The sequence below is a fragment of the Paenisporosarcina quisquiliarum genome (assembly GCF_043641925.1).
Classification (GTDB): domain Bacteria; phylum Bacillota; class Bacilli; order Bacillales_A; family Planococcaceae; genus Paenisporosarcina; species Paenisporosarcina quisquiliarum_A.
On the sequence record NZ_JBHZRU010000004.1, the window covers coordinates 102,889 to 115,560 of the forward strand.

General features: G+C 38.0%; 14 protein-coding genes. 10 read left to right on the forward strand and 4 right to left on the reverse strand.

Features of this window, described 5'->3' with window-relative positions:
• Positions 1-20: 20 nt before the first annotated feature.
• The 7 genes from ACHUE4_RS04620 (at position 21) to ACHUE4_RS04650 (ending at position 5,164) form a co-directional block, all read left to right on the forward strand.
• Positions 21-641 carry a phosphatase PAP2 family protein gene (locus ACHUE4_RS04620; protein ID WP_394188212.1) on the forward strand — a complete coding sequence of 207 codons (621 nt, stop codon included), beginning with the start codon at positions 21-23 and terminating at the stop codon, positions 639-641.
• 98 nt (positions 642-739) lie between these two features.
• Complete coding sequence (locus ACHUE4_RS04625; protein ID WP_394188213.1) at positions 740-1,399, forward strand: uracil-DNA glycosylase; 660 nt, start codon at positions 740-742, stop codon at positions 1,397-1,399.
• An 88-nt stretch (positions 1,400-1,487) separates the two neighbouring features.
• Positions 1,488-2,297: a zinc transporter ZupT gene (gene zupT / locus ACHUE4_RS04630; protein WP_394188214.1), complete on the forward strand. Its 810-nt coding sequence runs from the start codon at positions 1,488-1,490 to the stop codon at positions 2,295-2,297.
• A gap of 198 nt (positions 2,298-2,495) precedes the next feature.
• Complete coding sequence (locus ACHUE4_RS04635) at positions 2,496-3,713, forward strand: MFS transporter (protein WP_394188215.1); 1,218 nt, start codon at positions 2,496-2,498, stop codon at positions 3,711-3,713.
• A 162-nt stretch (positions 3,714-3,875) separates the two neighbouring features.
• Positions 3,876-4,217 carry a DUF6054 family protein gene (locus ACHUE4_RS04640; RefSeq protein ID WP_394188216.1) on the forward strand — a complete coding sequence of 114 codons (342 nt, stop codon included), beginning with the start codon at positions 3,876-3,878 and terminating at the stop codon, positions 4,215-4,217.
• 43 nt (positions 4,218-4,260) lie between these two features.
• On the forward strand, positions 4,261-4,632 hold the full coding sequence (locus ACHUE4_RS04645) for a VOC family protein (RefSeq protein ID WP_394188217.1): 372 nt from the start codon (positions 4,261-4,263) through the stop codon (positions 4,630-4,632).
• On the forward strand, positions 4,622-5,164 hold the full coding sequence (locus ACHUE4_RS04650) for a P-loop NTPase family protein (RefSeq protein ID WP_394188316.1): 543 nt from the start codon (positions 4,622-4,624) through the stop codon (positions 5,162-5,164). Before ACHUE4_RS04645 ends, ACHUE4_RS04650 begins: the two co-directional genes overlap by 11 nt.
• A 17-nt stretch (positions 5,165-5,181) precedes the next feature.
• Here the strand turns inward: ACHUE4_RS04650 and ACHUE4_RS04655 are convergent, their stop codons facing one another.
• From ACHUE4_RS04655 to ACHUE4_RS04670, 4 genes are all read right to left on the reverse strand, one after another.
• On the reverse strand, positions 5,182-5,823 hold the full coding sequence (locus ACHUE4_RS04655; protein WP_394188218.1) for a class F sortase: 642 nt from the start codon (positions 5,821-5,823) through the stop codon (positions 5,182-5,184).
• A 3-nt stretch (positions 5,824-5,826) separates the two neighbouring features.
• On the reverse strand, positions 5,827-7,188 hold the full coding sequence (locus ACHUE4_RS04660; RefSeq protein ID WP_394188219.1) for a copper amine oxidase: 1,362 nt from the start codon (positions 7,186-7,188) through the stop codon (positions 5,827-5,829).
• 764 nt (positions 7,189-7,952) lie between these two features.
• Complete coding sequence (locus tag ACHUE4_RS04665; RefSeq protein ID WP_394188220.1) at positions 7,953-8,702, reverse strand: anti-sigma factor; 750 nt, start codon at positions 8,700-8,702, stop codon at positions 7,953-7,955.
• Complete coding sequence (locus ACHUE4_RS04670; RefSeq protein ID WP_394188221.1) at positions 8,683-9,270, reverse strand: RNA polymerase sigma factor; 588 nt, start codon at positions 9,268-9,270, stop codon at positions 8,683-8,685. The genes ACHUE4_RS04665 and ACHUE4_RS04670 overlap by 20 nt, the downstream gene beginning before the upstream one ends.
• A 199-nt stretch (positions 9,271-9,469) precedes the next feature.
• Here ACHUE4_RS04670 and ACHUE4_RS04675 point away from each other — a divergent pair, with 199 nt between their 5' ends.
• The 3 genes from ACHUE4_RS04675 to abc-f all read left to right on the forward strand — a co-directional run bounded on the left by ACHUE4_RS04675 (position 9,470) and on the right by abc-f (position 12,558).
• On the forward strand, positions 9,470-10,330 hold the full coding sequence (locus ACHUE4_RS04675) for a GNAT family N-acetyltransferase (protein ID WP_394188222.1): 861 nt from the start codon (positions 9,470-9,472) through the stop codon (positions 10,328-10,330).
• Positions 10,331-10,693, forward strand: a complete 363-nt coding sequence (locus ACHUE4_RS04680) for an MmcQ/YjbR family DNA-binding protein (protein WP_394188223.1) — start codon at positions 10,331-10,333, stop codon at positions 10,691-10,693. It abuts the gene before it with no gap.
• A 269-nt stretch (positions 10,694-10,962) separates the two neighbouring features.
• The gene (abc-f, locus tag ACHUE4_RS04685) at positions 10,963-12,558 is read left to right on the forward strand and encodes a ribosomal protection-like ABC-F family protein (protein WP_394188224.1); all 1,596 of its coding nucleotides are present in this window, start codon (positions 10,963-10,965) and stop codon (positions 12,556-12,558) included.
• Positions 12,559-12,672: the final 114 nt, after the last annotated feature.

Here is a 12,672-nt window from a genome sequence, read left to right on the forward strand (position 1 = left end):
ACGTAAGGAGGTAGATTCGATTGAAGAAATGGTTTTTTTCTTTAGGGATTATTACGTTTATTGGCTTTGTCCTCTTGTTTTTTAATTTCACACATGAAGAAATGGTTAAATTTGATGCAGAACTAAGTGAAGCCTTCATTGGGAATGAATTCGTTCGATTTTTCCATCATATTGGAGAACCTTATTGGATTGCATCAGCGACTCTATTATTAGTGCTTTTTCTGCTATTTCGACGTAATAATTATCGTGGCATGCTCTTTGTTTTGTTTTCTGTAGGTGGAGGCAACCTTTTAAATCATTTATTAAAAGAGTGGATTCAACGTGTTCGACCGGATATGCCTCATCAGTTAACGAGTTTTAGTTTTCCATCTAATCATGCGATGGTTGGATTATTATATTTATTTACATATGCGTATTTTATGACAGAAAATCACGCTTCTTTAAAATGGCGAATTGGCGTATGGATAAGTGCCATTACGCTCACATTATTGGTAGGACTTTCTCGTATAGCAGGGAATAATCATTATGGTACGGATGTTTTGGCAGGTTGGATGATAGGTTATTCATTTTTCATTATCGTTGTCATTTGGTATGAATGGCGCACTCGAATGATGAATAAACGAAAGCCAATAGCAGATTAATCAAGTCTTACGTTGAATTTTGACGTAAGGCTTTTTATTTCTCTATTTTCGGGTATAGATTGATTGAATACCGAATTCGTTGAAAGGGTGTTGATTGCATGATTTCGATTACGGACGATCTTGAAGAACTTGGTAGACAACGAATAAATGGGTTTGATGTGCAAGGTTTTGTTCGAAGTTATGGTCCTTACAACCCTTCTTTAATGTTAATAGGAGAAGCACCTGGTGAAAATGAAATCGATACAGGAATCCCGTTTACAGGACGTGCTGGAAAAGAGTTAATGAAATCATTGGCGAGTATCGGTTTAAGTCGAGAAGATGTATATATAACGTCTAGTGTTAGAAGTCGGCCGTTTAAATGGGGAACTAAAAAAGAACGAGATGGAACTCTTGTTAAAAGAACGTATAATCGCGCACCGAAAGGACCTGAAATATTAGCGCATGCACCATTGTTAGATTATGAAATCAAACATGTCCAACCTCAACTTATTGTCACTTTAGGAACAATCGGTCTACAACGACTGCTTGGAAAGCAAGCCAAGGTTACAGAATTACATGGACAAAAATTAGAGAGATCGATTCAATATTTAAAAACACTTGATGATGATGGTTATAGTTGGACGCAAGAAGACTATGCTATTGTTCCAACGTTCCATCCAGCTTCCATATTTTACAGACCATCATTAAGGGATTTACTTGAAGAAGATTGGCAACAAATCGGTGAGTATTTAAAGGAAATCAACGATAAGAAGTCTTAGTAATTATTCTCCAAACCAAAAGAAGTTGTGTTAAGGAAACTTTTCTCATACAATAAGTCCAATAGATAGTATAGAAAGTAGTGGGATTATGGACGGGAATGTATTATTTGCACTTGCCTTAACGTTGTTTGCGGGACTAGCAACGGGTATAGGAAGTCTGCTTGCATTTGTAACGAAGCGAACGAACACAAAATTTCTATCTTTAGCACTTGGTTTCTCAGCAGGTGTCATGATTTATGTGTCAATGATTGAAATATTTGTGAAAGCAAAAGACTCATTAGTAGATGAGCTTGGCTCTACTCAAGGATATTGGTTGACCGTTATTGGATTCTTTAGTGGGATATTAGTCATCGCATTAATTGATAAATTATTACCTAAATCTACGAATCCTCATGAAGTCAAAGGCGTAGAAGAAATGGATATTAAGCCTACCAATGATGAATATACGAAACTGATGCGTATGGGAATATTCACCGCATTAGCCATAGGAATTCACAATTTTCCGGAAGGCATCGCGACTTTTATTTCTGCTATGCAAGATCCTAATTTAGGAATTGCTATAGCAATAGCTGTTGCTATACATAATATTCCAGAAGGAATTGCAGTAGCGATCCCTATTTATTACGCAACAGGCAATCGAAAGAAAGCATTTAAATGGTCGTTTTTATCAGGGTTAGCAGAACCTGTAGGAGCGATTGTCGCCTTTTTGATATTGATGCCTTTCCTCAATCCAGTTATGTTTGGGATGATTTTTGCTGCTGTTGCTGGAATTATGGTGTTCATTTCATTAGATGAGTTATTACCAGCGGCGCAAAAGTATGACGAAGCCCATCTTTCAATCTACGGTGTAGTGGGTGGGATGGCTGTTATGGCTTTGAGTTTATTATTATTAGCATAAGGGAAAAGTGTGTTTCTAAGAGTTCAATTAGAAACACACTTTTTTAGTTACATGAAAGTTAAAGTAATCGGATCTCAATTAAGAAAGTGCTTATCTTGTTTGAAAGCTTCTTCTTTCTCTATTGCTAGAACGATCCTATACAACTATACTGATGTGTAAAGACAAATGATGACATGTGTCAAGACAAGGGGAATGAGTATGACAACGATGAAAGAAACTGAAGTGAAGTCAATTTCTCGAAATAAATTACTAGGTATAGCTGGCTTAGGCTGGATGTTCGATGCAATGGATGTGGGGATTTTATCCTTCGTAATTGCTGCCCTTGCAATCGAATGGTCTTTAACTCCTGAACAAATGGGCTGGATAGGTAGTGTGAATTCAATTGGGATGGCAGTCGGGGCATTCGTATTTGGAATCTTTGCTGACCGTGTGGGACGCAAGAAGATATTTATTATAACGCTTGTGTTATTTTCCGTCGCTAGTGGTCTTTCGGCATTAGCATGGTCTGTTGGTGTATTTATGTTCCTTAGATTTTTTGTTGGAATGGGTCTAGGTGGAGAATTACCAGTAGCATCTACTTTGGTTGCTGAAAGTGTCGAAGCAAAAGAACGTGGACGCGTTGTTGTTTTACTTGAAAGCTTTTGGGCTGCAGGATGGTTAATCGCCGCTTTAATTTCTTACTTCATCATTCCTAAGTATGGTTGGCAAATAGCTTTGCTTATTACAGCCTTACCTGCTTTTTACGCAATTTACTTACGTTTGAATTTACCTGATTCACCTCAATTTACAGCGAAACGAGTAAGAGATCGTACATTTAAACAAAACATTAAAGAAGTTTGGTCAAAACCTTATGTGAAGCCTACGATTATGCTTTGGATATTATGGTTTACAGTTGTCTTTTCTTATTACGGTATGTTTTTATGGTTACCAAGTGTTATGGTCATCAAAGGATTTAGTTTGATTAAGAGTTTTGAATATGTTTTAATCATGACGATTGCTCAGCTACCAGGGTATTTCACAGCCGCTTGGTTAATTGAAAAAGTGGGGCGCAAATTTGTCTTGGTAACCTATTTACTTGGGACAGCAGCTAGTGCATTTGTTTTTGGGAATGCCGAAACTACAACGTTATTAATCGTTTCAGGTGCATTCTTGTCATTCTTTAATCTAGGAGCTTGGGGAGCTCTGTATGCTTATTCTCCTGAACAATATCCTGCTGTCATTCGTGCTACGGGAACTGGGATGGCCGCAGCCATTGGACGAATCGGTGGAATTTTAGGACCACTATTGGTTGGTACTTTAGTTATGAGAAATTATGAGATTGGTTGGATTTTTGGCGTATTCTGTATCGCGATTGTTATTGGCGTATTAGCTGTTATTTTTTTAGGGAAAGAAACAAAACAATTAGAACTTGAATAATTCTTCTGGGACTGTCTCCTAGGTCATTTAGTGACTATGAGATAGTCCTTTTTTCTATATAATGATTTTTGTTTCAACGTTTTTCATATTTCGAAGGCAAGTCAAAACAATTAGAAACTTTTCCCATATCCATCTCGTATAGTAAAGAAAGGGGGATTACATATGAGTGTTAGAGAATTTAACGTTAAGATTAGTCCAAGTGAAGCGATGAATATGATTAATAATGGATTTACTAAAGGAAGCATTTCAGGAAAGTTAATTGACTACTACAAAAGATCATTAGGGGATAATGAAGTTATTGTGTTTGTATTAGAAAAATATTTCATGAGAACATCTAATCGAGCTTCCATGACTGTGACGATTGATAATTTTGATGGTACGACTAAGGTTCATGCGGTTGCATCAGGGGGGGGGGAAGGCGTGTTTTTCCGTTTTGATTGGGGAGCGGGAGACAGTTTTGCGAATAGTATTGAGAAGACGCTAGCAGAACACATCATAAGTTGATAGAATAAAGCTACTAAATATGCACTGCAAGGGAGAGACGGCCATGTTCAAGAGGATTGACACCGTATTTTTACCTGTGCAAGACACGTATCGTTCGATTAAATGGTTTGAAGAAAAGTGTGGCTTTACATTAAGATGGCATGATGAAGAAAATGGGTACGCAGCAATGAATATTGGTAGTGGTGATACAGCATTTACACTTGTACGTATTTCACAGATGGGTTCTACCAAGCCTGAAGAACACGAGTGGTTCAATTTATATACTTCTGATATTCATGCTACACATCAACATTTGCTGAATTCAGGTGTGGAAGCTTCTCCCGTACAAAGTGGGGGAAACGTGGAGTTTTTCCAATTTAAAGATTTGGATGGCAATACGATAGGAGTCTGTTCATTTGAAGAAGATGCAGCCTGAATTTAAGCGTATTTTAATCGTAGGTTCTGGAGGAGCGGGAAAGTCTACTTTAGCCACAAAACTTGGAGAATTGTGGAGTTTACCGGTCATACATTTGGACTCCCTTTTTTGGAAACCGGGATGGACACCTTCTCCAAAACCAGAGTTTATTGAACAAGTTAAAACCGAAATGACAAGACCGGCATGGATTATTGATGGCAATTATGATTCGACTTTAGCCATGAGAGCTGAATATGCAGATCTCATTATTTTCCTCGATTTCTCAAATATTCTTTGTGTTTATCGAGCATGTAAACGAGCATGGACCTATCGTGGGACAACTAGACCCGATATGGGAACAGACTGTCCAGAAAAAATTGATTTGGAATTTGTGCGATGGATTTGGCGATTTCCGAAGGATGCAAAACCTGAAATTTTAGAAACCTTATCTAAAACACCAGCAGAAGTATTAACACTTAAATCACCGAGGGAAGTTAATCAATGGCTTTCTTTACAAACGGCAACAGAAAAAAGAGTGAATCATCCTGCATAAAGGACGACTCACTCTTTTCAAGTTGTTTTTAAAGTCGTATAAACGACTAGACGATCCTCATAAAATGAACCTTCTCTGTTATATTCTCCAGTACAGGTAATCAAATTCAGACGACTACCATTACTAAAGCCAAAGATTTCTCTTAAAGGAGAATCATCTACTGGGTAAATCTCTACTCGTTCAACAACGAACGTTAGCTCCTGGCCTTCATCACTAGTAACGAGCACTTCATCCCCAATTTCTAATTTTCCTATATCATAAAATACAGCAGGTCCATTTTTGCCATCGACATGACCGGCAATTACGGAGTTACCTGGTTCACCAGGCATATATCCATTTTCAAACCATCCAGTAGATACAATATCATTCGGTACATCCATTTCACCGTTATCAAGTAGGCCAGTAGCGTCTACTGGAGCATCTACATTGATAGCAGGAATCCGTAATCGAGAAGGAGAAATCCCTTGACGTTCGTCTTTTATGAGTTTAGAAGCAGTTAGTTGGCTGTCATTTAAAGTTAAAGCTGTTTTTGTAGAAGAAGAGGCTTCCGTATTGGAAACCTCTTGTTTTTCTACGGATGGTTCCGGAGCTGCTTCTTCTGCTTGGCAAGCCGTGAGAAGAAGACTAAGTCCGAGAATTCCACCATACCATTTCTTCATATTTTACGCCTCGTTTGAACGTCTGCGTAATGTAAATGCGCCACCTAAAGCTGCTGCTAATAAACCGCCAAGTAGGAACCACTCATAAGGCATACCATCTTGGTCCGCTGTACCACCCATCCCCGTTTTAGGCATTCCGTCTGGCATAGATTGTCCGCTGAATTTATCTGGGAACTGATCAACAATTGTTTGTGATAATCCTGCTGAAGGCATTAACATATGTGCATAAGCTTCACGCATAGAAGCATAAGAAGCTTCATAGTCACCAGCAACATATTGATCAAAAGCTGCTAATAATTGGTCTACGTGTTCAGTCAATCCTGCTTCTAAGTCTGCAGCTGGTAAACGATCTTCCGTAGCAGTTGCTAAGAATGCAGCTTGTTCAACAATATAGCCGTCTAATTCTTCCATTGCTTTATCTTTCCCTGCTTGGTCATCATTTGCTGTAGCAGTTACATAGTCAACGAAGTAACCAATATGTGATTTCCAAATCTCTTCAAATGCTGCTCCGCCTTCTTCACCGTAAACAGAAGCAACAGCTGCTGATAAGTCATCCGCGTTTGCTAATAAAGCTGCAGCAGAAGCATCGAAATCAGGGTCACCATCTACACCATTTTGCATAGCCATTACTGCTAAACCAGCATGCTCTGTGAATACTTGGTCAAGCGCAGCACGTAAATCTGCTGCAGGAGTTACAGCCATAGAATTTTCAAATTTGTCCGGGAACTGATCAATAATAGCTGTAGAAAGACCAGCTGCTACCATTGTCATATGACCGATTGCTTCGCGTTCGTTCATGTAAGATGTTTCATAATCGCCAGCAACATAACTATCAAATGCCCATACTAGTTGGTCAACGTGCATTTTAAGTCCAGCTTCTAGATCTGCTGCTTTTAAACGACCTTCCGTTGCTGTTTCCAAGAAAGCTGCTTGTTCAACAATGTATTCACCAAGTTGTTCAACTGCTTTATCTTTCCCAGCTTGGTCGTTAGCTCCAGTAGCAGTTGCATAATCTACGAAGTAACCAATGTGAGAACTCCAAATTTCTTTGAATTGTGCTCCAGCTTCTTCTCCATATACAGAAGAAACAGCTGCTGTTAAGTCATCCGTATTTTGTCCAAGTGCACCAGCTAAAGCATCAAAGTCTTCTGTGCCGTCAGCACCTTTTTTCAATGTTTCAATTGCTAAGAAAGCATGTTCAGTAAATAAATGTCCTAACGCTGATCGTAGTTCAGAAGCTGGAGTAGAAACACTCGTGTCTGCATTTCCTCCATTTGCTTTTGATCCGTGATCTTCTGCCATAACCGCTGTAGGAATTAATAAACTCATTGATAATGGAACTGCTAATAATGTACGTTTTTTCATTTTGAAATCTCTCCCTTTGTTTTAGTTTTTATTTGGTTTCGAATAGCTAACGAAGCTAATTTCACTTTGGATCACTTTTTTTAAAAGAATATTTAATAAATTTTATTTCTACATATAAAAAGACATCGCTTTTACTCCTTAACGGAGCAAAGTGATGTCTTTCAGACTAATAACAAATAAAAATGTTGATTTCCATTGCGGCGGGCGCTTTCCGCGGAGGCCAACAGGATGTTGGTTTCAAAGACGTTGCCACGTGATGTGGCGTTTTTAGTCTTTGTCCCTCGGTCTTCAGTTCGTGCTTATTCCGCTGGAGTCGCCTCCTCCATTCCAATCAACTGAAATCGCTGTAAATTGAGCGTAATAATGTGCATTTATGTTCGTAGAAGGATTTCAACATTTGTTTGTATTACTTGCAAACTTATTTAAACCATCATTTTTGTCCATGTTGAAAATGCATTTTTATTTTGTAAGCATGATTCTGCAAACTAGTTTAATGGGAAAGTGGTCAACTATTTCTGAAGACTCCTGCGGAAAAACGAAATACGCTAGACCCCACAGGCAACGAATTGTGCATAATTCGTTTGCGACGAGTTACCGCAGGAGCATAGGTTTTTAACAGCCGAGGAGGCTTGCGTTTCGTCCACGGAAAGCGAAAGAAATAGCTGACCACCTTCATATTTAGTGGAGAGCAATTAAAAATGTACAAAGAAAAGAGACTGTACACAAAGTCAATCTTCTCTGACTTTGTACAGCCTCAATGTATTTTATTTAAAATCAGAAGCCATTAACACATTACCTAGTGGTGTTTCACTTTCTGAATTCGGTTCATGTGAAACAGCTACTTGCGTCCAATCTTGATTCATATCTTCAGGAATAGTGAATACCACTGCACCTTCTTGTGAGTCTGATTTAAATGTGCCTGCACGTTCAGGTCCATCTTCTCCAATTAACCAAACTTGATATACTTCATCATTGGATAGTGCTGGAAGAGAACTAGCTTGAACAACTACCCGCGTTTCTTCACCGTGTTTCACAATCGAAGCAGTACCAGTGGCATTACCCGCAACAGGGGTTAAATTCACATAAGCGAGTAACTGATCTACAGCTTCTCCTTGTGCGACGATATCTTCTTGCTGGTTTTTTACGATAGAGGCTAAAAAGATATTTGCACCAACTGACAGCATAAGAGCCGCTGCTACTGCGGGGAACCATGAAATTACGCGTTTTTTATTAACTGGTAATAAAACCTCATCTGGCACAATTGGCTTTTCGTGTATTTCATTTGGTACTGGTGTTTCACCTAATATACTACCTAATACGCGTTCCTTCATTCCTTCAGGGGGAGTTATGGAATCCGATACATAAGGCAAGTCTTCCGTTAATAGTTGCCACTCAGCAAGTTCTTCTTGGCAATCCGCACAAGTTGCTAAATGCTTTTCAAAAGCATGTTGTTCAACTTCACTTAATTGGCCGTTAAAATAATCAACGAGTCGATCACACATCTGACGTTCCATTTGGTGACATCCCCCTTTCATTTTCTAAATGTTTTCGTAAATGTTGTAAGGCTAAACGTATTCGGCTTTTCACTGTTCCGAGCGGTATGTCGAGTTTCGTTGATATGGATTCTTGAGACAATCCATGAAAATAGAAAAGTTCAACTATGGTTCGTTGTTCTTCTTTTAAACGTGTCATTGCTTTTTTTAACACCGATCCTTTTTCTTTCCACTCTAGCATTTGTTCAGGTAACTCTTCTATAGGTACTTTCATTTGCTCTGCATCTTTATCAAGTAATCCAACTTCTTGTTGTCGCGTCTTTTTCCTCAAAGCATCTAAGGATGTGTTGCGTGTCATTGTTAGTAGCCATGAAGAAAACTTCCCTTTATCTTCTGTATAAGGTGCATGTTCCCTCCAAAGCTTCATGAAGACATCTTGAACAGTATCTTCAGCAAGCTGAGCGTTCTGTGTCATACGATAGGCGAAGGAGTAAACGAGTCGCTCGTAGCGGTTATATAATTCTTCGAGTGCAGATTGATCTTTATTCCTGAGATTTTCATAGAGCTGTGCATCCGTGTGCGTATTCATTTTTACCCCCCTCTGATAGAATCCTTACTTCATCATACCGAAGGCATAAAGTCTATACAACTTCTACTCTTCAAGATAACGAATGAAAACTGGAAAAAGATCACTTTTTAAAAAGATAAGTCTGTAATTCTATAAAATTAGTAGTGACAATTAATGTAAAAATGTGTACCATTTGATAAAAGAAAAAGGGGATACGTATATGAATTTTAAGGTACATCAACATCCAGAAGATTTTGCAACAATTGCTGAACCTTATTTATTGAAACATGAGGATATCTATAGTTTGTTTTATGGCGTTCTGCAAGGCATCAAAAATGGAAGATACCAAGAATATTTTATGGTCTCTATTGTAGAGGATGGTAAACTTCTAGCTTTACTTCAAATGACTCCACCACATCCACTAAACTTAATCGTGATCGATGAACAGGACAAAGACAGAGTAATCGATTTTTTGGTGGATGAATTATTCAACCGAGAAATTCAAGTTCCCTCAGTAGTTGGAATAAAGACAGTGATTCTTGCTTTCACCGAAAAGTGGAAATTAAAAACGGATAAAAACTCAAAAGTCTTAATGGATCAAGGCTTATACCGATTAGATCAAGTAACGCCATCTCTTGAGGGTACAACAGGTAGTTGGAGGTACTCAAATATAGAGGATGCGCCACTTATTGAACAATGGTATCAAAATTTCGAGAATGATACGGGGATTACAAAAACGCCAATTGCTCAGATTAAGGAGAGAGTCCTTCAATTTATTAAAGAAAATGAAGTGTTTTTATGGGAAGATGAAGGACAAATTGTATCGATGATGAAAAAGTCTAGACCATCGGAACACGGAGTTACTGTATCCTTTGTTTTCACACCTAAAGAACAACGCAAAAAGGGCTATGCAAGAACAATGGTTGCTGCAGGCAGTCAGGAATTATTAAAGACGTTCGATTTCTGTGTGCTTTACACGGATATGTTAAACCCTACATCCAATAAAATCTACCAAGAAATAGGCTATCGGAAAATTGCCGACTCGATTCACATCGAATTTGTTGAGAAAGAAGGAAACTAAATGGAACTAACTCAACTAAAAACGATGTGTCAGGAACATCCAGGTAGTACATTTGATTTCCAAGAAGATTGGCAAGCTGATCGGTATATGGTCGGCGGAAAGATGTTTGCTATGATTGGTGAAAATAAAGAAGGAACGCCTATTCTATCTGTGAAATGTGACCCCAATCGTTCTGAAGTTTTACGATTAGAATACAATGAAATAAACCCAGGGTACTATATGAACAAAACACATTGGATTTCAATTTCATTAAACGGAGAAATATCGGCTGATATGTTTCATGAATTAATTGCTCATTCTTATCAATTAGTGTTTTCTGGACTAACGAAGAAAGCGCAAAGAGATATTTTAGAGGAATGCTAGGAAATGACAAGTCAACTTAAAATGAATTTGCTATAATTGGTTTAATGAGTTTGAAGGGATGATGGGTGAACAATGGATAAATAATCTTATTTCTTAGCAAATAAATAAATTTGCGTAAATCGGAAATAGGATTAGTCTGCCCATTTTTCACACCACCATTGTTACTCTTCATCACTTGAGTATTATCTATGATGGTCTATTTGGGTACGTAAAATCCTTCCGAATTTAATGGAGGATTTTTTTTATTCTCCAAAATAGGGGGAATTAGAATGACTGTGTTAGGTAAAATTCAGCAAGTGAAGATAGAGTATGGAGACCGGGTTATTGTAAAAAATGTCGTGTTAGATATAAAGCAAGGCAGCTGCATTGGCATTGTGGGTGGAAACGGGGAAGGTAAATCTACGATATTATCCTTTCTTGCTGGCGATTTTGAAGCAACTGAAGGGAATGTTCATTGGTATGGCAATAAACCATCAACATATTATCTTAAACAAGAAGTGGAGTCTGAATCATCCAAACCATTCGATGTGCTAAGTGGTGGTGAACAGATGAAGAGAAGACTGTCCAAAGCCTTTTCACAACATGTTCAAGTATTGCTCTTAGATGAACCAACCAATCACTTGGATCAACAAAGTTTAGTTGAGTTGGTTAAGCAATTACGTCATTACTCGGGAACAATCTTAGTCGTTTCACATAATCGTTCATTTTTAGATGAAGTAGCAACAACCATCTGGGAAGTAGGACATCAACAAATAACTGCGTACGAGGGAAATTATTCTGCGTATCGGAAAGAAAAAGAAGAAAGAAAAAAAGTGCAATCGAGACTTTATGAGGAACAGCAAAAAAAGATTGCTCGGATTGATGAACAAATTGCTGCTCTTCAAAATTGGTCTTCAAAAGCACATGCTGATTCGACCAAACAAGATGGATATAAAGAGTATTTTCGTGTAAAGGCTAAAAAAATGGATGTACAAATTCGCTCAAAGCGAAAGCGTTTAGAGGGAGAATTAGAGAAAGAGACAATCGAGAAACCGCTAGAAGATCTTGATGTGACATTTTCCATGGAGGGTAATCGAAAACAAGGTCATCGAATAATCGAATCTAAAAACGTATCGAAGACTTTTGGAGGCCGAATTTTATGGTCTAACTCTTCTTTTACCATCAGACAAGGAGAAAAAGTAGCCCTTATAGGATCAAATGGGAGTGGCAAAACAACTTGGCTAAAAATGCTGATGGGAGAGGAACCATTTGAAGGAGAGTTGTGGAAAACAGCTAGCCAAAATATCGGATACTTGCGCCAAACAATCCAAGACCTGCCCCTTGAGCGATCACCTGCTGAGTGGTTTCAGCCAAAAGATTATGTAGAAAGAGGACAAATTCAAACTTTAATGAAAAACTTAGGTTTTACGAAAGACCATTGGCAACTACCAATCGGCTCAATGAGTATGGGAGAACGCTTGAAAATCAAATTAATGGCCTTCATGCTTGAGAAAAAAGACGTCTTGATTTTAGACGAACCAACGAATCATTTAGATTTACCTTCAACAGAACAGTTGGAAAATACGTTGTTAAGTTATCCTGGAACCGTTCTATTAGTTACGCATGACCGACATATGATTGAGAAGCTTTGTACTAAACTTCTTATATTTGAAGGGGAACAACTCAAAAAAATTGAAATGGGTTATCAAGATTGGTTGAGTCATAAGGAAGAATCTCAAAAAGACTTGGAATTGATGAGGCTCGAAACAGAAAGGCAAGCGATTTTAGGAGAATTAAGTTTTTTGAAAAAGAAGGATTGTCGTTACGAAGAATTAGACCAAAAGTTTAAAGATTTAACTAAGAAAATCAGATCATTAAAAGATTAGTATGAGTACGCTCTCTCTAAACTCTTAGAGAAGGCGTACTTATTTTTGTAAAGCGGTAGGTATTCGTGCATAATTCTATAGTAATAAGGGTATTAAAAATATGATATACATACG